Annotated in this window: 25 protein-coding genes; 10 read left to right on the plus strand and 15 right to left on the minus strand. The window is 33.1% G+C overall.

Features of this window, described 5'->3' with window-relative positions; genetic code table 11:
* Positions 1-10: 10 nt before the first annotated feature.
* The gene (locus ACX119_RS04245; RefSeq protein ID WP_459351880.1) at positions 11-709 is read right to left on the minus strand and encodes a hypothetical protein; all 699 of its coding nucleotides are present in this window, start codon (positions 707-709) and stop codon (positions 11-13) included.
* 113 nt (positions 710-822) lie between these two features.
* Here ACX119_RS04245 and ACX119_RS04250 point away from each other — a divergent pair, with 113 nt between their 5' ends.
* The 3 genes from ACX119_RS04250 to mce all read left to right on the plus strand — a co-directional run bounded on the left by ACX119_RS04250 (position 823) and on the right by mce (position 2,400).
* Positions 823-1,062 (plus strand): Lrp/AsnC ligand binding domain-containing protein, encoded by a 240-nt coding sequence (locus tag ACX119_RS04250; protein ID WP_459351881.1) that lies wholly within the window; start codon positions 823-825, stop codon positions 1,060-1,062.
* A gap of 7 nt (positions 1,063-1,069) precedes the next feature.
* A complete protein-coding gene (locus ACX119_RS04255) occupies positions 1,070-1,600 on the plus strand; it encodes an Lrp/AsnC ligand binding domain-containing protein (RefSeq protein WP_459351882.1) in 531 nt (176 codons plus the stop codon).
* A 401-nt stretch (positions 1,601-2,001) separates the two neighbouring features.
* A complete protein-coding gene (mce, locus tag ACX119_RS04260) occupies positions 2,002-2,400 on the plus strand; it encodes a methylmalonyl-CoA epimerase (RefSeq protein ID WP_459351883.1) in 399 nt (132 codons plus the stop codon).
* Between the two features lies 1 nt (position 2,401).
* Here the strand turns inward: mce and ACX119_RS04265 are convergent, their stop codons facing one another.
* Together ACX119_RS04265 and ACX119_RS04270 are read right to left on the minus strand one after the other, a co-directional pair.
* A complete protein-coding gene (locus tag ACX119_RS04265; protein WP_459351884.1) occupies positions 2,402-2,959 on the minus strand; it encodes a CBS domain-containing protein in 558 nt (185 codons plus the stop codon).
* 146 nt (positions 2,960-3,105) lie between these two features.
* Complete coding sequence (locus tag ACX119_RS04270; RefSeq protein WP_459351885.1) at positions 3,106-3,228, minus strand: hypothetical protein; 123 nt, start codon at positions 3,226-3,228, stop codon at positions 3,106-3,108.
* 282 nt (positions 3,229-3,510) lie between these two features.
* Here ACX119_RS04270 and ACX119_RS04275 point away from each other — a divergent pair, with 282 nt between their 5' ends.
* On the plus strand, positions 3,511-3,759 hold the full coding sequence (locus tag ACX119_RS04275; RefSeq protein ID WP_459351886.1) for an Lrp/AsnC ligand binding domain-containing protein: 249 nt from the start codon (positions 3,511-3,513) through the stop codon (positions 3,757-3,759).
* Positions 3,760-3,878: 119 nt separating this feature from the next.
* Here ACX119_RS04275 and ACX119_RS04280 read toward each other — a convergent pair whose 3' ends face one another.
* Complete coding sequence (locus ACX119_RS04280; protein ID WP_459351887.1) at positions 3,879-4,871, minus strand: aldo/keto reductase; 993 nt, start codon at positions 4,869-4,871, stop codon at positions 3,879-3,881.
* 130 nt (positions 4,872-5,001) lie between these two features.
* Here ACX119_RS04280 and ACX119_RS04285 point away from each other — a divergent pair, with 130 nt between their 5' ends.
* Complete coding sequence (locus ACX119_RS04285) at positions 5,002-5,403, plus strand: hypothetical protein (protein ID WP_459351888.1); 402 nt, start codon at positions 5,002-5,004, stop codon at positions 5,401-5,403.
* A gap of 8 nt (positions 5,404-5,411) precedes the next feature.
* On the opposite strand, the gene ACX119_RS04290 is transcribed toward ACX119_RS04285, so the two are convergent.
* The 6 genes from ACX119_RS04290 to ACX119_RS04315 all read right to left on the minus strand — a co-directional run bounded on the left by ACX119_RS04290 (position 5,412) and on the right by ACX119_RS04315 (position 12,715).
* Entirely contained in the window at positions 5,412-5,630 is a 219-nt protein-coding gene (locus tag ACX119_RS04290; protein WP_459351889.1) for a hypothetical protein, read from the minus strand.
* A 232-nt stretch (positions 5,631-5,862) separates the two neighbouring features.
* Positions 5,863-8,652 carry a pyruvate, phosphate dikinase gene (gene ppdK, locus ACX119_RS04295; protein ID WP_459351890.1) on the minus strand — a complete coding sequence of 930 codons (2,790 nt, stop codon included), beginning with the start codon at positions 8,650-8,652 and terminating at the stop codon, positions 5,863-5,865.
* Between the two features lie 33 nt (positions 8,653-8,685).
* Entirely contained in the window at positions 8,686-9,339 is a 654-nt protein-coding gene (gene tpiA / locus ACX119_RS04300) for a triose-phosphate isomerase (RefSeq protein WP_459351891.1), read from the minus strand.
* Positions 9,340-9,377: 38 nt separating this feature from the next.
* Positions 9,378-9,659, minus strand: coding sequence for a SemiSWEET family sugar transporter (locus ACX119_RS04305; RefSeq protein WP_459351892.1), 282 nt, complete (start codon positions 9,657-9,659; stop codon positions 9,378-9,380).
* 9 nt (positions 9,660-9,668) lie between these two features.
* Positions 9,669-12,224, minus strand: a complete 2,556-nt coding sequence (locus ACX119_RS04310) for a DNA-directed DNA polymerase I (RefSeq protein ID WP_459351893.1) — start codon at positions 12,222-12,224, stop codon at positions 9,669-9,671.
* Positions 12,225-12,229: 5 nt separating this feature from the next.
* Positions 12,230-12,715, minus strand: a complete 486-nt coding sequence (locus ACX119_RS04315) for a deoxycytidylate deaminase (RefSeq protein ID WP_459351894.1) — start codon at positions 12,713-12,715, stop codon at positions 12,230-12,232.
* Between the two features lie 121 nt (positions 12,716-12,836).
* On the opposite strand from ACX119_RS04315, the gene ACX119_RS04320 reads away from it, so the two are divergent.
* A complete protein-coding gene (locus tag ACX119_RS04320) occupies positions 12,837-13,076 on the plus strand; it encodes a hypothetical protein (protein WP_459351895.1) in 240 nt (79 codons plus the stop codon).
* A 24-nt stretch (positions 13,077-13,100) separates the two neighbouring features.
* On the opposite strand, the gene ACX119_RS04325 is transcribed toward ACX119_RS04320, so the two are convergent.
* Complete coding sequence (locus ACX119_RS04325) at positions 13,101-13,406, minus strand: hypothetical protein (RefSeq protein WP_459351896.1); 306 nt, start codon at positions 13,404-13,406, stop codon at positions 13,101-13,103.
* 96 nt (positions 13,407-13,502) lie between these two features.
* Between ACX119_RS04325 and ACX119_RS04330 the strand changes: the two genes are divergently transcribed.
* A complete protein-coding gene (locus ACX119_RS04330; protein ID WP_459351897.1) occupies positions 13,503-15,011 on the plus strand; it encodes a DEAD/DEAH box helicase in 1,509 nt (502 codons plus the stop codon).
* Here ACX119_RS04330 and ACX119_RS04335 read toward each other — a convergent pair.
* Positions 15,004-15,273, minus strand: coding sequence for a hypothetical protein (locus tag ACX119_RS04335; protein ID WP_459351898.1), 270 nt, complete (start codon positions 15,271-15,273; stop codon positions 15,004-15,006). The two genes, ACX119_RS04330 and ACX119_RS04335, sit on opposite strands and share 8 nt — an antisense overlap.
* Before the next feature lie 109 nt (positions 15,274-15,382).
* Between ACX119_RS04335 and ACX119_RS04340 the strand changes: the two genes are divergently transcribed.
* Complete coding sequence (locus ACX119_RS04340; RefSeq protein WP_459351899.1) at positions 15,383-15,535, plus strand: hypothetical protein; 153 nt, start codon at positions 15,383-15,385, stop codon at positions 15,533-15,535.
* Between the two features lie 2 nt (positions 15,536-15,537).
* Here the strand turns inward: ACX119_RS04340 and ACX119_RS04345 are convergent, their stop codons facing one another.
* A complete protein-coding gene (locus tag ACX119_RS04345) occupies positions 15,538-15,816 on the minus strand; it encodes a peptidylprolyl isomerase (RefSeq protein WP_459351900.1) in 279 nt (92 codons plus the stop codon).
* Positions 15,817-16,214: 398 nt separating this feature from the next.
* Between ACX119_RS04345 and ACX119_RS04350 the strand changes: the two genes are divergently transcribed.
* Positions 16,215-16,580: a response regulator gene (locus ACX119_RS04350; RefSeq protein WP_459351901.1), complete on the plus strand. Its 366-nt coding sequence runs from the start codon at positions 16,215-16,217 to the stop codon at positions 16,578-16,580.
* On the opposite strand, the gene ACX119_RS04355 is transcribed toward ACX119_RS04350, so the two are convergent.
* A complete protein-coding gene (locus ACX119_RS04355) occupies positions 16,577-16,975 on the minus strand; it encodes a pyridoxamine 5'-phosphate oxidase family protein (protein ID WP_459351902.1) in 399 nt (132 codons plus the stop codon). The genes ACX119_RS04350 and ACX119_RS04355 overlap by 4 nt on opposite strands.
* Positions 16,972-17,250: a hypothetical protein gene (locus ACX119_RS04360; protein ID WP_459351903.1), complete on the minus strand. Its 279-nt coding sequence runs from the start codon at positions 17,248-17,250 to the stop codon at positions 16,972-16,974. Before ACX119_RS04360 ends, ACX119_RS04355 begins: the two co-directional genes overlap by 4 nt.
* Positions 17,251-17,321: 71 nt before the next feature.
* Between ACX119_RS04360 and ACX119_RS04365 the strand changes: the two genes are divergently transcribed.
* On the plus strand, positions 17,322-17,723 hold the full coding sequence (locus ACX119_RS04365; RefSeq protein WP_459351904.1) for a DUF2203 family protein: 402 nt from the start codon (positions 17,322-17,324) through the stop codon (positions 17,721-17,723).
* The last annotated feature ends 40 nt before the right edge of the window (positions 17,724-17,763 follow it).

The raw sequence follows: 17,763 nt of genomic DNA on the forward strand, positions 1-17,763 counted from the left end.
TCAAAAATTTTCATTTTAATCCAAATATTGGATGTACTGATTTTAACTTTACAACAGGCAAATAAGGAAATCCATGTTGAAATTTATTTGTAAATTCAGCTTGCTTGCCAGTATGACCCGTGTATTTTAAGAAGGGCATTGTTGGTTCATAATCCAATGTTACATAGTTAAAACAAAAAAATGTATCTTCTAAATCAATTCTTGTAATGTATCCAACTAACCATTTCTTCTTGTATGACATTGCAAGTAATGTAAACTCATAATTATCAGGCCACTCAGGATCATAAGTTAATCTTGCAAGATCTCCTAATTCATGAATCTTTATTGTTTTGAATTTATCTTTGATTGTTTTTGTAAGTTTTATTGGAAACGGTAATGAATCTAATTCTATTATTGGGGCATATGTTCCAGTTTTTGTAATTTCATCTACTATTGATGCTGTTTCTTTTCCTCCTAGAGGATCATAAGAGATGTATCTTCCATCTTTCTCTGAAATTACAAAAAAGTGTAAAATTGAATTTGCTAATAATTTTCTACTCGAAAAAATATTCTTGTTTTTGTAAGAGAATTTGTAAACTCTTAATGGATATTCTCTTAGGGCACATGTGTATCGTGCAAAATCAAGAAAACTTGCTACCTCTACGAAATACTGAATTACCATGTCTTTGAGTAGTTTTTCTGCCTCATTAATCTTAGATACAAATCTCAAAGGTCAACTAACACAAAATCATTATAAACATGTTTAATTTAATCAGAATGCTCTTTATGAATATAAACCAATTTTATGGTTTTGCTTAAATATTGTTTATACGTATACTTTGCATGGAAACTGCTTTTGTTTTGGTTAATTGTGATCTAGGTTCTGAAGAGTCCGTAATTGATGAGTTAAAACACATAGAATCTGTACATGAGGTTCATGGTACTTTTGGGGCATATGATATTATTGCAAAGATTGAAAATTCTGATAGAGACAAGGTCCGAGAGACCATCACATGGAATGTAAGAAAAATACCTCATGTTCGCTCTACACTTACATTAATGGGAATATCTGGTCAATGTTAGGAGAAAAATGGCAAAAGCTTTTGTTTTAATTGTTAATGATTCTGGTTCTGAGGATTCTGTAATATCTAATCTTAGAAACATTCAAAGTATAAAGAGTGCCCATGGAACCTTTGGAAGTTATGATGTATTGGCAAAACTTGAATCAAAAGATGAGGACACAATTCAAAAAGATATCTCGCAAGGAATAAGAAAAATCTCAAAGATTAGATCAACACTGACATTACTTGTAGATAAAAAACCTGGACTGCAAAAAACAACTGAATCTGAACAGCAAGTTTTAGATGAGCATATGGCGCAAGCTTACATTGCAATACATTGCTCAAAGTCTGATGAAGGCAACATTATGAATGCTTTGAAAAATATTCCTACAGTAGTAGAAGCAGATTTGCTTGTAGGTAACTATGAAATTATTTGCAAAGTTGTAGCTCCTACTTATAATGAAATTTCTGAAATCATTAGCAAAAAAATAAGAAAGATACCTGGAATAAAATCTACTAACACTATTAATTTAATAAATAAACAAGGATTTAGTAGATGATTTTGTTCTAGGTGAATTCTAAAACTTCGCCCTTGGCAATTTTTTCTTTAAATCTTTCTTTGTCTTCTTTTGTTTCCAACTTTTTTGACATGCACTATTATAGTGATTCTATGATTTATTGCTGATTACACTATTTCCGAAAATCTGTATAAATAAAATTCAAAAAACAAACATTCTTTCATTTTTTTGATTTTGGATTCTAATACTTTGAATTCTTAGTAATTTCATGGATGAAATACGCCAATGCAAATGCCCACCAGGCTCAGAAACCTATGAGAATGATGATGGTATGACTATCTGTGTATCCTGCGGTGGTTGGGTTCAGCCTTATTGAACCCCTTTCATTTTTATGATAAATTTTTAAAAAACTCATTAATACAGTAATTTTAGGAGTTATTTAGATGAAAATTGATCATATTGCCATTGCAGTAAATGATGTGGAAGAATCTGCAAAAATATACCAGCAAGCTTTGGGTGTTGATAATGTTGAATTTGAAACAGTAGAGACTGAGGGTGTCAAAGTTGCAATCATTCATTTGGAAAACGGCAGGGTGGAGCTAATGCAGCCAACTAATGATCAAAGTCCGATTAAAAAATTCCTTGATAAAAAGGGACAGGGATTACATCACATGGCATTAGAGACTGATAACATTGAAGGCGAAGTTGAGAGAATGGAAGGTTGTGGTGTTCAGTTTTTGGGAAAAATCAGACCTGGCTCTGCAGGAACCAAAGTGACTTTCATTCATCCAAAATCCCTGCATGGTGTTTTGGCAGAACTGTGTTCGCATCCTAAGGAATAGATTATTCCATCATTTTCAGAGTATCTGAAGCTGTAATGATTCCAACAATCTTTGATTTCTTTGATACTAAAATGCATTTTGAATATCTAATCAATGGGACTAGGACATTTGCTGGTGTTTCATAATCTACAATTGGTGGAACTGGATCCATTGTATCTGCAAGTTTCGCATTTTTCAATTCAGCTTCTCCAAGATCTGCCAAATGTTTTACAATTCCGTCTTCTGATACCACTCCTACAATTTCAGAATTATTAAAAACTGGAATCTGACTAATTGATAGCTGATGCATCTTTTTAATTGCATCATGAAGTGTGTTTGTTGGTTTTAACTTTACAATGTCCTTACTACAAAAATCTCCAGCAGTATGAGATGATGATTCTCCTTCAAGTTTTGCTAAACTCTCAAAAATCTTTTTAGCTGTCTCATAGCTAGGCTGACTTCGCCCAGATTCTATCTGATTGATCATTGATGTGCTGACTCCTGTCATTGCAGCAAGTTTTTTTTGGGTAATGCCAATTTTTTGCCTTATCTGTTTTATTGAATCAATTCTAGGTAGCAATTTGATTAGAATTAATCTAATTTGTTTTAAAAACTATGTATCTCCAATAAGATCTCTGAAAATATCATAGCTTGTGATACTTTCACCCCTTTAATTGGAATTATCCTTTTATGAATAATTGAGAAAAACTGCCTAGTTCTGCATAGTTATACGTACTCTCGTTTTCTTCTATAAGCTCCACATTTGGGGCATGGCTTTTTCTTCTGACCTGGAGCAGTTAATTCTAAGGGTGTCTCACAATCAAGACATGCCTCTTTAGGGGTTGGCATGGCTTTTCAGATACTGTGAGAACTTAAGGATGTTGGAAATTATGCTTCGTATCTTTGCCACATGTGCATTTTCAGCCAGCAGGAATTGCATGTTGTGGGTTTATCGTTGAACTCTGATGAAGAAATTGGGTGGTTCTTCAGACACTTTTTACAGGTAAAATATTCTGTAATTAACTCTGACATGAGAAAAATTTCCAATGATTACCTAAAAGCATCACTATCAAGTTCTAAGGGAACTAAGATCGCATTCTGGTTATATTTGAGAAACAGCTTATTCTAATTATGCAAACATACATTCTACTTACCTGTAATCCTGGACATGAAAAAGAAATAATCACTCTTCTAAAAAGTATGGATTTTGTATTGGAGGTAAATGGTATTTGGGGCAAGTATGATATTTTTCTTAAAGTTAGACATGATGTCGAATCTGGGTTGGATAGGATTATTGAAACGTTAAGACAAATTGAAAATGTCACAAGTTCTTACACTATGCCAATACTGTTTGGCCAAGGTGGAACTATCGATGATTGAATATTAGAATATTAAATTTCCAAAGACTTGTGCAATAATGGAAATTACTCCTATAATCAAAAGTTTTATTCCTATTTCATGTTCACTTTACACTAACATTAATCCATAATGATTGAAAATTATCTATACTCATCTCCACAATCTCCGATAATTTCAAATAAATCATTTGATTTTTCTGTAATTGATTTAATTGAAGACATGTCTTCTTGGTCTAGTTTGATGTTGAAAACTTTAGAGTTATCTTCTCTGTGATTACTTATTCCCAATCTTGCACCAATTATCACTCCTGCAACTTGAGGTTTGTCTAAAATGTATCTGGTGGCAATATTTGCAATACTGCAATTATGCTTTTTTGCAATGATGTTCAGTCCATGTAATAATTCTTGGAATAAGGCCCAACCGCCCCATGCATCTATCATGTTTTTGTATTTCTGTAAACTTGTTGTAATTAAATTTCCTCTATGTGGTTCATCTTGATCTAAATATTTTTCTGAAAAAAATCCTCCTAACAACGTTCCGTATGTTAGAATCTTTATTCCGTTTTTTGCAAAATACGGTGTCATGATTTTTTCAGGTCTTTGATCTAAAATTGAATACTGGACTTGATTTGAAATGATGTCGAAATTGTTTTCCATCATAATTCTGACTCGTTTAGTATCAAAATTAGTTAGTCCCAAATGTTTTATTTTTTGTTCTTTTTGCAAATTTGATAAATGATGCAAAGCATCCATGTAACTTTCATTGGAATAATCCCACCAATGAAATTGTAGCAAATCTATGCAACTTATCCTCATTTTCTTTAATGATTGTTCTATGTAGTGTGTTACAATGCTCTTACTCATTGGAGCAGGATTTGGAACAAATTTTGTAAATGCTTGGGATTTTTCTTTCTCGCTACCTAATCTATCTCTGAACTCTCCAATTAGTGACTCTGCAGGTCCATAAATATCGGCCAAATCCCAAGTAGTGAATCCATCTTTATGATATTGTAGCATCTCAGATATTGCCAACTCTGAATCAATCTGTCCATGACCTCCAGCAACTTGCCACATTCCATTTAGAATTCTGCAAATCTCTAAATCTTTAGCAATATCTGTTCTCTCTAATTCCATGATGTAATCACAAAATCCTCTTTAAAAAATAAAGTCATCTGAGCACTCATTTTATTTTAAATCATAAATCCCTTTGGAACAAAACAGTATTTTCCCATAAACTTAAGTTTGAATATTTTTTATCGAAGATATGTCTCAAAATAACACTAATTATGATATGTTAGATAAAATCAATCAAAAATATTTTTTAGAACTTGAAACATCTGTACCTCATATTCAGCAAACCTTGTTTGATCTGCAAAATGAGTGGTACAAGGCATGGAAAAACACAGTTAATGCAAGTCTGTCTATCCAAAAAGAATTTCAAGAAAATTCTGGATATGATTTTAAGATTCCAGATGCTGCAAAATCTATCTTTGAGAATCTAAGTGAAGAGGTTCTAAAATATAGAAATACAGTAAACAAAATTACTATCACTACTATTGAGGCAAGTAAAAATAATGCCAAAGTAATTAATGATAATGCAGATATGTTCATTGAATTGAATCGTAAAATTATGCATTATTGGTTGTCAGCATTTTCTCCAAAGTGAATCTGAAATTAAATTACTAGAACATACTGATTTGCTAAAATTTTCTTAATGTCTTCAATGTATTGTTTTCTGGTGGTACTGACAAACCTCCAACGTACTTGCATTTCTAAATCAAGTTTTTTGTAAACTTGATTGATATCGTTCTCTGTTTTCATTTCTTGTTTTGCTATCTCTAAGAGTTCTTGAAGCTTTAGTTTTTTTCTCCAAGTCTGAACATAATCTCCCATATGATCCATTGATTCATTGATGATCTATAAGCATCACTATTCATTGTTTAGTCACATGACTAAAATGATCTTTATTTTGATTTTTTTATCCCCCATTTATGATCTGTTTGCAAATGTGTTTCTAATTTTTTGGGAGAATCTACAATTACATTACATATCAGGCAACGATAATCCATAGAATGAAAAATTGTACTGATTTAGTTTAAAGGTCTAGGGTATTATGCTATCCCGACTATCGCTTTTTCTTTTTGGGTTTTACTTTTGATTTTTTGGATTTTGTTTTAGCCTTTGGTTTAGATTTTGTATTGGATTTGGCTCTAATGCTAGATCTGGATTTTGCCTTGGTTTTTGGTTTAGATTTTCCCTTTGATTTGGTCTTTGGTTGCTCTATTGCTGCCTGGGCTGCTGCAACAATTGCTATTGGAATCCTGTGAGGTGATGCACTAACATAGCTTAGGTTTTGTCCGTGGCAGAATTTTATTGAATTTGGATCGCCTCCGTGCTCTCCACATATTCCTATCTCCATGTTTGGTCTAACTTCACGGCCTAATGAGATGCCTATTTTCATCAAACTTCCAACACCGTTTACATCAATTGATTGGAATGGGTTTCTCTCAAGAAGTTCTTTTTCCATGTATTCTGGAAGGAACTTTCCTTCCACGTCTTCTCTGCTAAAACTAAATGTTCCTTGTGTCAAATCATTTGTTCCAAAACTGAAAAACTCTGCAGTAGTAGCAAGTTCATTTGCAGTCAGTGCTGCCCTTACCACTTCTATCATGGTTCCAAAATTAATCTTTAGTTTCATTTTGTGAGTTGTCTCCATTTCTTTTTTGATAGAATCATAGATTCTCTTGATGTGGTTTAGTTCTGCTATGCTGCTAATTTGAGGAATCATGATTTGTGGATGTGCATTTACTTTTCTCTTTGTTAATTCGACTAGTGCTTCAAAGACTGCACGAATTTGCATTTCATAAATTTCAGGATATGTTATTCCAACTCTGACTCCTCTATGTCCCATCATTGGGTTAATTTCAGCAAGCTCTCTTGCACGTTTTAATATGATTTTTAATTTTTTGACTTCCTCTGTTGAATTTTGTGATTCTAATTTGTGAATTTTCTCTGCTAATTCTTCTGGATTTGGTAAGAATTCATGAAGTGGTGGATCTAGTAACCTGATTGTTACTTCGTATCCTTCCATTGCTTGGAGTATCTCTATGAAATCACTCTTCTGAAGCTCACCTAATTTCTTTAGAACTTTGGCTCTCTCCTCGATGTTTTCAGCCATTATCATGTCTACAAACATTCCAATTCTATCACTTCCGTTGAACATTCGTTCAGTTCTGCATAATCCAATTCCTTGTCCACCAAATTCTCTTGCAAGTTTTGCCCCTTCTGGAGTGTCTGCATTTGCTCTGATCCCTATTTTCTTTGCTTGTTTTGCCCACTCTAGAATTGTCTTAAAATCGGATGTTATCTTTGGCTCAATGGTTGGAATGTCTCCGATGTATACTAGACCAGAACTACCATCAATTGTTATTGCATCCCCTTCATGTACCACTTTACCATCCACTGCACATTGTTTATTGTCATAATCTATCTTCAAATCAGAACACCCTACAATACATGGCTTGCCCATTCCTCTTGCTACTACTGCTGCATGAGATGTTTTACCTCCACGGCTTGTAAGAATTCCAGTTGATTCAAAAAATGCCGGTACGTCTTCAGGTTTTGTTTCTTCTCTGATTAAGATTACTTTGGCCCCATTTTCACCCATCATTGTAGCACGTTTTACATCAAATACTGCAATTCCACTTGCAGCTCCTGGTGATGCTGGAATTCCTTTTGCTAATTTTGTATAGTTTTTAATTTCATTTGTGTCAATGGTTCTGTGTAGTAGCTGCTCTAATTGCTCTGCTTGAAGTCTGGTAAGTGCTCTGTTTTTATCAATTAATTTTTCTTTTACCATATCTACTGAAGTCTTTATCATTCCTACTGCATTCATTTTTGCATTTCTGGTTTGCAACAAATAGAAATGTCCCTGTTCAATTGTAAATTCAATATCTTGTGGTTCTTTGTAGTGTTTTTCCAATCTTTCACATGTTTTTGCAAGCTGCTCATATGATTTTGGTAAATCTTTTTTCATTTCATCTACTTGTTTACCTGTCCTTACACCTGCAACAACATCTTCTCCCTGTGCATTGATTAGATACTCACCATAAATTGCACGTGTTCCATCTCCGGGGTTTCTTGTAAATACAACTCCTGTTGCACTATCATTTCCCATATTTCCAAATGCCATGGAAACTACATTTACTGCAGTACCATCTGCAATATCTTTTGTAATGTTGTTTTTCTCTCTATATACAATTGCCCTCTCTCCCATCCAGCTTCCAAACACTGCCTTTATTGCTAATTCTAATTGCTCAGTGGGGTCTGATGGGAATTTTCTTCCTGTGTGATTATCACAAATTTGCTTGTATTGTGTTACAATTTCTTTAAGGGATGTCTCGTTTAGATCACTGTCAATCTCTACGTTTTGCTTTTTCTTTGCAGCATCTAAAACCTCATCAAATTTTTTATCTTCTACTCCAAATACGACTTTACCAAATAACTGAACAAACCTTCTATAGGAATCCCATGCAAATCTTGGGTTTTGGCTCTTTTCTGCCAATCCTAATACTGTTTGATCATTTAGTCCTAAATTGAGAATTGTATCCATCATTCCCGGCATGGATATTGCAGCACCTGATCTGACTGATACTAGAAGTGGATTAGATTTGTCATTCCATTTTTTACCTGTTCTCTTTTCAATTTTGGCTATGTTTTTTTTAACTTCAGCCATGAGTGTGTTTGGAAGTTTTTTATTATTTTCATAGTATTTTTTACAAACCTCAGTAGTAATGGTAAATCCGGGTGGAACAGGCAACTTTAGTCTGGTCATCTCACAGAGACCCGCACCTTTTCCTCCTAGGAGTTTCTTGTTTTTTCCGTCTCCTTCATCATAAAAGTAAACTTGTTTCATTTTTTACGATTAACCAATCCCAAAAAGGGGGTATTAAACCATTGACTTGGCAAATTCAGACATTATAGCATTCCAATCTTTTGCCTTGATTATTCCACTAGCAACCAGAATGCCTTTTGATCCTAGTTCTTTAGCTTTTGCCACATCCTGACCAGAAACAATTCCTGCACCGCAAAGAAGTTTTGTTTTTTTTGCACCCTTTATTGCATCTGCTGCTTTAGTGATTAACTCTGGCCTTTCTTTTGAAACTGCCTTTCCTGAACCAATCAGCTCTGGTGGTTCGATTGCAATAAAATCTGGATTTAGTTTGGCATATTTTTTTGCCTCAGCAACATCTTTTACGCAAACAATTGATATCATTTTTAATTCTTTTAGTTTTGTTACTGCTTTTTCTATTTCATTCGAACTTATTCGATGTTCGCTGTGGTTTATCAAAGAGCCTTTCACTTTGGATTTTTTTAATAGTTCGGGAATAACAAAACCTGTAGTACTTCCAACTTTTGAATTGTCTACATGTTGAGCTAAAATTGGAATTGAACTTTTTGTTACTAACCCAATCAGATGCTGTGGTGGGGCGATTGCAATTTTGACATTAAATTTTTTAGAAACTTTTTCTGCAATTTTGATAAATTTTACTATATTCTCTCCAGCAATTTCTTCATAGTTTTTACAATTGATTACAAACATCTTTCTTTGAAAATTTCTGTATTGTATTTAATTCTTGATTAGCTCAGTAATTGCTTATCGTACCTTTGCTTCATTAGAAGCACAATTACCATTAAGACAATTGCAGTAATATTTGTGCCTATAATGAATATGTCTGAGACTATAACTCCATAAATCAACCACAGTATTGCTCCTGCAGAAATAAAGATCATAAGGAATTTTGAAATATCTTTTAGACTTTTGGTTTTATATCCTTTGTAAATCTGCTCAATCCACCCTGACAGAATCAAAATACCTGCGGCAATTCCTAGAATAGTTAGTAGAGTTCCATCAACTTCCATTAAAATTCACTAATTCCAGAAAAACTCATCCAATCCTGTTTGTTTTGGCTTTCCTAACATTGTATCAAAATCCAAATCCATTGATGATGTAATTTGCTCCAGTGTTGATTCCATAAACTCCATGTATTTGTTTGAGTCAATCTCCTCTTTTTTGGCTAACTCGACTGGTTTCACGCCTGGCTTGTTTAGGATTTTAATGAATGAAATTTTATCTCCTTTTTTTATTTCTCTTATTGCTTCTAATTGCTTTGCAGCACGTATGTGCTGGGGGATAGTTTTGGTATACTCTGATGGGGCCTTACTTAGCATAACATTGAATGTTAGATCCTCTAATGGAATTTCTTTTGCTATTACTTTTTTACCACATGTTGAAATTTTTTCTGAAATCTGTTGTTTTGCCTTTACGAAATCTTCTACTGTTTGAACATTTGATAACACATCTAATAATTCATAAAATAATTTTTTGATAAATGGTGGTGTGTGTGATTTTTTTCCTGTTAATCCTTTAACATCAACTTTACCGTCTTTTGTAACTCCTAGATAGTTTTTCTTTCTGTTGCTCAACACACAATATCTGTAAGATTTATCAATCTCTAAATCAACCCCGTGATCTTTTTTTGCCTGCTCTATTACTATTTGAATTTGTTCTTTTGTTGGATTTTTAATAAACAGTGAATCTGTATCTCCATATAGAACTTCAATGCCTGCTGCTTCACATTTTTTGATAGTTTCTAAAATTGTATATCTTCCAATGGCTGTGGTTGCTTCAGCAACTGGTAGAAAATAAAGTGGAAATATTTCAGCACCCATCACACCATAGCTGGCATTTAGAATTACTTTGAGGGCTTGGCTTACTACTGTGTATTGTTGTCTTTGCTCGTCAGTTAACGTGTCTTTTTTTGAGAGACTCTTGTAGTAATTTACCCTCAAATCTCTTAGTGATCCAATTATCATAGATGTTAACCCGTTTCTCTTAGAACATGCCCAATGGTTTGTTTGAGGAATGGTGTTTTTTTTGCATTCTTCATGTGGACATCTGACAGTCTCATATGACAAATTTCTAACTTTGATAATGCTTGGATATAGACTAGCAAAATCCATCACAACAACATCAAAATGAATTCCTACTTTTGGTTCAACAACTAAACCCCCTCTGTATTTTTTATCTTTGATAACTGCATCCGACATGACTCCTTCTGATCTTCTTTCAAGCTCTTCTCTTTTTGGAATGAGACAATTTCTATGTCTATGTTCATAATACAACAAACTTCTAATCCATTGTGATACCCCCATTCTTGCAATATCGTCAATTGGCATTCTTCCTATTCGTGCAATGATTACTAACAGGTCCATCAACAAGTCATTGTTAAAACTTGTAAGCTCATATGTTAGAAGTGCATCATTGTAACAGTAATTTGCAGTTTGATAAAGTGAAAGCTGGTCAAACTCTAATCCATAATCTATCTTTTCTTTTCCAAGTAATGCCTTTGATACACTATTTAGTGAAAAATCAGTATATTTTTGGCTAAAAGCATAGATTTGAAATGACCTGTTGGATAAAGTCCTATACAAATCCAAATGTACTCCTTGTTTTAGTGTTGCAGAATCCCGCATCATGTAAAGTGGATTGTTTGAATTGGGAATTCCTAATCTCTCTGCCCTGTTGTACAGGTATGGTAAATCAAATTCATCTCCGTTATATGTTAAGACAAATGGAAAATCTTTGATGATGTCAAATGCGTCCTGTATCATCTCTTTTTCTTTATCTTTTTCATAAAATGTTACTTGGATATTCTTCTCTAGTTCGTTGACTCCTAGTTCAGTGTCTTCTGTTTTTAGAACAAAAATTTGATTAAATCCATTTGAGCCTTTTAATCCAATTGCGGTAACTTTTTTTTCTGCTATTTTTGGATCAGGTATTCTTCCAATTTCAGCTTCAACTTCAATGTCTACACTTAATCTTCTAATTTTTGGAATAGGTTGATTTAGTAAATCTGCCCATTCAGAGATGAATTTTTTGAATCCTTCTGCATCTACCATGTTTTCACTATCTACTTTATCCCACAGTAGACTCTTCAGAGCAAGTTTGACCTGATCAGATATCTCCATGTCATGTGGTTTTATCTTGCCGTCAATCACCTCGTAGTACTTTCCAACAATTAGTCGTCTATCGTAAAGATAATTTTCATAGTATTTGATATCTGATTCCCATGTCTCAATTACGTTTCTGATACTTTTATCTCCAGAAGTTCCACCGATTGCTAAAGGATCAGCTACCGTGATTTTTGACATATCAATTTCTTTATCCTTCATCAGATCATATCGTTGGACAGTCTTAATTTCAAGAACGTCATCTCTTTCCTGAAGAAATTCTAACTCATCAGGAGCTAGTCTTGAATAGCAGTAAGGTTTGTGTCCTGTTTCATCCTTCCAAATTATTAATTTCTCTGATTTTGGTTCATAGAATTTCAATACTGCTGATTTTGAGTTGTTATCATATGCTGCAGATACTAACATTGATGGTGGCATCGAATCAATATTGTCTGTTTCTATGTTGATTTGCATTTTTCTTACACGGAATTTTCGTATTTACCTATAAGCTCTTTTGCCCATCTTGCAATTTTATTTTTATCTAATTGAACTACTTCAACTCCCGCTTCTTTGAGCAAATCAAAATCAGTTTCAGGATATGAATCAAGACAAATAAATTTCTTAATTCCTATTGTAATTGCCATTTTTGTGCATTCCAAACATGGAACAAAAGTTGTGTATAGTATTGCACCTTCAATCCCTGCCTCTATTCCTAATATAGCACAATGCATTATTGCATTAGCTTCTGCATGATTGCAAAGACATCTATCAAGTGATGCCCCTGATTCGATTTTTCCTTCCATTCGTAATTGACATCGTTTACAGCCACCTTCAAAACAATTTTTTATCCCTGGAGGTGTTCCGTTATAACCTGTTGCTAATTGCCTATTTTTTCTAACTATTACAGCACCTACCTGTCTAGTAAGACAATTTGAGCGAAGCTTTGCCAATTCTGCTTGAAGCATAAAATATTCATCCCAATTGGGTCTCTCAAAAGAACTACTCACACAAATCTTGCTTGTCTGTTCAATATATGGATCACGTTGCAAGATAATTTTTTGCGATCAATTTAGGAGAAAACGTTTTGTGGATTATTGTTGCATAATGTTCTTTTACTTAACAAACATTGTAGTTGCGATGGCAAGTTATTCAGCTCAAGTTAACGTCATTCACAAAAAATTTCAAAATGCAGTAAAAAAGGCCAAATCAAAACAGGCTTTGAATAAAGCATACAGTGTTCATAAAAAAGATCATGAACGCCTTTTGAAAAGTCATCTTCGTGAAGAGACTGCAATGATAAATAAAGCCAAGAAAAAATTGGATTAATCTATTTTTTCAAATCATCTTTTTTTATAATTCTACTCTGGTTTCTCGCTTTTTGCTTTTAATTTTGAATTCTTCTTTTTTTATTGCTAGTTCCAAGTCAACTATTTGATTTTCTTCTTTTAGTAAATTCTTTCTAGTATCGATTCTTTTTTTGAATTGCTCTTTTTTTATCCCTAATTCAAGATCTACTAACATTTTCTCTTCTTTGCTTATCTCCTCGATTTTTCGTTCTTGTAGTGGTTTTTTCTGATAAACTAACATGCTTAATAGAAAATTTGGATTTTTGACATATAACCATGACTCGAATTTCCCAAATTTGGAAAACTTCATGCGTAAACTTGTTCTTTTGACATGCATAGTTGAGTAATGGATAGTATTTTGCTACACGAAAGCATAAAATCAATTATTTGTCATTTTTAATCATAATTGATTCCATTTATTGAAAAAAAATACATAAAAAAAAACTCTATAGAAAAACGAGACTATCAGGTAAATCTGGCTAATCAGGCTATTCAAGAAAATTGTATTGTGGTTTTACCTACAGGTCTTGGAAAAACAGCTATAGCCTTACAAGTAATTGCTGAATATCTCTCAAAGGGGGCTGGTGGAATTTTATTTGTTGCACCAACTCGTGTTTTAGTTAACCAACATTATGAATTTCTAAAAAATAATCTAACTGTAGATGATATAGCATTAATTACAGGAGAGGACACAATTCAAAAAAGATCAAAGTTATGGAATAACAGTGTAATTTGTGCTACACCTGAAATAACAAAAAATGATTTGGATAGGAAAATTGTTTCTGCCGAACAATTCACACTTGTAATTTTTGATGAAGTACATCGAACTATAGGGGATTATGCTTATTCTGGAATTGCTGAGAGATTTGAAAATTCTTCAGCTAGACTAATTGGAATGACTGCAACTTTGCCTAGTGAAAAAGACAAAGCAACTGAAATTTTAACTAGACTTCGTATATCAAGTGTTGCAGAACGAACAGAGGATAGTCCTGATGTAAAACCATACACTCAGAAAACTAACACAGAATGGATTAATGTAGAACTTCCACCTGAACTTAAGGTAATTCAGAAATTATTAAAATTAGCATTAGATGAGCGATATGAAACACTTCGAAAAAATGGAATTCGTCTTGCTGAGCAACAATCACTGTCTGCATTACTCCGAATTAGGCAATTTGTTTTAAATCAAAATAGACGTTCTGCAAAACCACTTTTCACTGCAATTCGTATTCACTATGCTTTGAACATCTTAGAGGCACATGGAATTACACCCTTTCTAAAATTTTGTGAGAGGGCAAGTGAAAAAAAGGGAGCCGGTGTTAAAGAACTCTTTGAGGTTGATCCAAATTTTACACGAGCAATTCATCTTGCAAAAGAAGCACAATCTAGAGGAATTGAACATTCAAAAATTCTTAAACTAAAAGAAATCTTGGAATCTGTTCCTGGAAAAGCATTGATCTTTACAAGCTATAGAGATTCTGTTGATATGATTTTCAATAAATTAACCGAACTTGGAATTTCTGCTGATATCCTAATTGGTAAAGCCGGAGAAGCAGGACTCAAACAAAAAAAGCAAATAGAGACTGTTCAAAGATTCCGGGATAATCAATTTCAGGTATTGATTGCAACTCGTGTAGGTGAAGAAGGATTGGATATTGCCGAAGTTAATCAAGTTATTTTTTATGACAATGTCCCTAGCTCTATTCGTTTTATTCAAAGACGTGGAAGAACCGGAAGAAAAGATACTGGAAAACTGGTTGTTTTAATTGCAAAAAATACTATAGATGAGACATACTATTGGATTGGTAAAAGAAAGATGACTAGTGCAAAATCAATGGGTGATAAAATGTCAAAACTCTTAGAGAAAAATCAAGAAGATCAATCCCAGAAAATGGGGCTTGATGCTTTTATCTAGTGTTTTTTAGAATTTCATCGATGATTTTCTTTTTTTTCTGTATGGCTTTATTCTTCATACCTGATTCCAAGTGATGAATACTGCTGTTTTTTGAAACAAGTAAATTCTCCAGTCTAATGTCAAATTGGCTTTGAAGAAAATCCTCTAGTCCTTCTGCTCCCCCTTGAATCTCTAAACTATCTACTGATTCTTTAGCTAAATTTACAATTGATTTTTCTAAATAAATCAGGATCTCATTTAATGTTTCATTTGAAAGCACCATGAAGGCATCATCAGTTAATGTGAAAAAAATGTTGTGTATTTTATTTAGTTTTTTTAGATGTGGAAATTGATAAGTATCCTCTAAAATATAATGTCAAAAGTATGATTAGATGTCAACAAAAATCAGCAAATCAAAAGAAATGAAAGATTTGCTTGAGAAAGAAAAAAAACTTCACAAAGAAATTCGCACTGATTTTAAAAAAATTAGTAGTAAAATTACTGAAGATATTGAATTTGTCAAAAAATCAAAGTTGATAAAATAACTTTAGGCAAATCTTTTGATAATGTGGTAACCAAATTCGCTCTTTATTGGCTCTGATATCTGTCCTACTTGGAGTTTGAATGCAGCCTCTTCAAATGGTTTTACCATCATTCCTTTTGTAAAATACCCTAAATTTCCCTCTTTTTTACCACTTCCTGTATCTGTTGATAATTCCTTTGCCAGATTTCCAAATTTTTCTCCATTTTTAATTCTCTCTAAAATTGCAAGAGCTTCGCTTTGTTTTGCTACAAGAATATGTGAGCATTTTATCTTATTACTCATTTCTGTTTTTGAATTATATCGTATCTTTATTTGTTTTTGCAGAAATACGGAGAAACATCTGCTTTTGAAAAATAAAAAATCTTTAAAAAATTAACCTACGATTGCTCTTGCAATTTTATCATGACATGAGCATTTACAAAATCTGTAAAAGTTTCCGTCATGCTCTGTATTGCATGTTTTACATCCCTGACCCTCGGCCATTTTGCCAATATTCACAAAAGGAATATTTTTAGTTTTTGTGAGATTTCATAAATTTGATATGGAAATTTGTTAATCTTTTGATGTATAATCCCATACTATTCTGAATCAAATCAAAAGTTTCTATCATGATGATAAATACCCTAGTTTGTTCATATGGGCAAACTTGATTTTATCACTTCTTGATCACTTCCAATTTCATGCGGATTCTTCATGTTGAGGATGTTCAAGAAATCAGCAAGGTCTTTGCAGATATTCTGTCAAATAAAAATCATGAATTCCAAAGCATCTCCGATGGACGAGCAGGACTAGAGTTAGTTGTTCACAAAGATTATGATTTGATCTTGTTAGATATGTGCATGCCAAAATACAGTGGTGTTGATTTTCTTTTAGATCTAAAACACAGAAGACCATCAGAATTATCAAAGGTTGTAATTGTAAGTGCCTTGGAGATGACCACTACCCAAGAACAAGAAATACTAAAATTGGGAATTCGCTCAATTCTAAAAAAACCAATATCTGTTCAAGCTCTTTTAGCTCAAGTAGAGGAAGAGATTGTTTTTTAGTTTAATCCCCAACTTTTGATGTTTTTTGGAATTATCTTTAAAAACGGAGCCTCATTTTCACACCATGGTTCTTTTCTAACCCATTCGAATTTCTGATAAAACATATCATAGAATTTTTTAAACTCTGCCCCATTTTCTATGATTTCAGTAATTCCTTGAATGCTTACAGCTTTATGTCCTCCTGATTTGTAAATATCAATTACAATGGCCGTTCTTGGATTTGATTTTATGTTTTCAAATGTTCTAGTATTGTAATCTGTTGCAATAATTATTGCATTTTCATGTTGTAAATATGAAACGGGCTTTACATGTGGGATATCATCATGTGATGTTGCAATTCTAGCCTCTTCTATAGATTCTAGAAAACTAATTTCATCTTTAGTAAATTCTTTCAATTGAATATTCGTTCTCGTATTTGTGGGATGTGCTTGTAAACAATATCTCTTACTCGCATTTGGTCTTCAGCAGTTGGCATCTCTTTTTGTGCACTAAGGATAGCACCACTCATTCCAAGTGCCATTCCCATAACAATTCCATAAACAAACTCTTTTGGATTTTCAACTTTAAGTGTCTCTTTATTCTCTTTAATTTCCTCAAGATATGATGGAATAGTTGATACTGCTCCGTTGATAGTTTGAACGATTAGCATCTCTAATTGATCTTCACTCATGATAGTTTGAATTTAGATTTCTTAATAAATTTGTGCCTAAGATTTTTAATCAAGCCTCTTTGATAGAATCCATGTTCACTTATTTTACTACCAATGAAGCAAATGCTGCTCTTCCCGATGTGATTAAAAAATTTGAATCAGCGTTAGGTAGAAAAAACGAAATTGCAAAAATTGAACAACAATTACAGATTACGGTTTCTTCTACAAATTCATTTGAGGAATATGTTAATCTAAAACAAAAACTAAATTCTGCAATAACAAAATTTTATGAATCTGTTGAAATTTTAGAAAATACTGGGGTCGTTGTAAAAAGCATTGAGCAAGGTCTTTTGGATTTTCCTTCCAAGAGGTTTGATGAAGAAGTATGGTTGTGCTGGAAATATGGTGAGACTGAAATTAAATTTTGGCATGAAAAGGATTCTGGATTTATGGGTCGAAAACCTATTGAAGTAAGTGATGAATCTTTAGTTTAATTGGTTCACACTGTGATCTATTCTATAGTCTTTCCAGCTA

The sequence above is a fragment of the Nitrosopumilus sp. S4 genome, from assembly GCF_054515835.1.

What these genes read in the sequence shown, in the direction of transcription:
- ACX119_RS04255 (WP_459351882.1), top strand. Translation starts at nt 1,070, where the DNA reads ATGGCAAAAGCTTTTGTTTTAATTGTTAATGATTCTGGTTCTGAGGAT.
- ACX119_RS04325 (WP_459351896.1), bottom strand. Translation starts at nt 13,406, where the DNA reads ATGAAGTTTTCCAAATTTGGGAAATTCGAGTCATGGTTATATGTCAAA.
- ACX119_RS04345 (WP_459351900.1), bottom strand. Translation starts at nt 15,816, where the DNA reads ATGAGTAATAAGATAAAATGCTCACATATTCTTGTAGCAAAACAAAGC.
- ACX119_RS04365 (WP_459351904.1), top strand. Translation starts at nt 17,322, where the DNA reads ATGTTCACTTATTTTACTACCAATGAAGCAAATGCTGCTCTTCCCGAT.
- ACX119_RS04290 (WP_459351889.1), bottom strand. Translation starts at nt 5,630, where the DNA reads ATGGGAGATTATGTTCAGACTTGGAGAAAAAAACTAAAGCTTCAAGAA.
- ACX119_RS04360 (WP_459351903.1), bottom strand. Translation starts at nt 17,250, where the DNA reads ATGAGTGAAGATCAATTAGAGATGCTAATCGTTCAAACTATCAACGGA.
- ACX119_RS04275 (WP_459351886.1), top strand. Translation starts at nt 3,511, where the DNA reads ATGCAAACATACATTCTACTTACCTGTAATCCTGGACATGAAAAAGAA.
- ACX119_RS04280 (WP_459351887.1), bottom strand. Translation starts at nt 4,871, where the DNA reads ATGGAATTAGAGAGAACAGATATTGCTAAAGATTTAGAGATTTGCAGA.
- ppdK (WP_459351890.1), bottom strand. Translation starts at nt 8,652, where the DNA reads ATGAAACAAGTTTACTTTTATGATGAAGGAGACGGAAAAAACAAGAAA.
- ACX119_RS04350 (WP_459351901.1), top strand. Translation starts at nt 16,215, where the DNA reads ATGCGGATTCTTCATGTTGAGGATGTTCAAGAAATCAGCAAGGTCTTT.
- ACX119_RS04285 (WP_459351888.1), top strand. Translation starts at nt 5,002, where the DNA reads ATGTCTCAAAATAACACTAATTATGATATGTTAGATAAAATCAATCAA.
- ACX119_RS04250 (WP_459351881.1), top strand. Translation starts at nt 823, where the DNA reads ATGGAAACTGCTTTTGTTTTGGTTAATTGTGATCTAGGTTCTGAAGAG.
- ACX119_RS04335 (WP_459351898.1), bottom strand. Translation starts at nt 15,273, where the DNA reads ATGGTGCTTTCAAATGAAACATTAAATGAGATCCTGATTTATTTAGAA.
- ACX119_RS04270 (WP_459351885.1), bottom strand. Translation starts at nt 3,228, where the DNA reads ATGCCAACCCCTAAAGAGGCATGTCTTGATTGTGAGACACCCTTAGAA.
- ACX119_RS04305 (WP_459351892.1), bottom strand. Translation starts at nt 9,659, where the DNA reads ATGGAAGTTGATGGAACTCTACTAACTATTCTAGGAATTGCCGCAGGT.
- ACX119_RS04340 (WP_459351899.1), top strand. Translation starts at nt 15,383, where the DNA reads ATGTCAACAAAAATCAGCAAATCAAAAGAAATGAAAGATTTGCTTGAG.
- ACX119_RS04315 (WP_459351894.1), bottom strand. Translation starts at nt 12,715, where the DNA reads ATGCTTCAAGCAGAATTGGCAAAGCTTCGCTCAAATTGTCTTACTAGA.
- tpiA (WP_459351891.1), bottom strand. Translation starts at nt 9,339, where the DNA reads ATGTTTGTAATCAATTGTAAAAACTATGAAGAAATTGCTGGAGAGAAT.
- mce (WP_459351883.1), top strand. Translation starts at nt 2,002, where the DNA reads ATGAAAATTGATCATATTGCCATTGCAGTAAATGATGTGGAAGAATCT.
- ACX119_RS04310 (WP_459351893.1), bottom strand. Translation starts at nt 12,224, where the DNA reads ATGCAAATCAACATAGAAACAGACAATATTGATTCGATGCCACCATCA.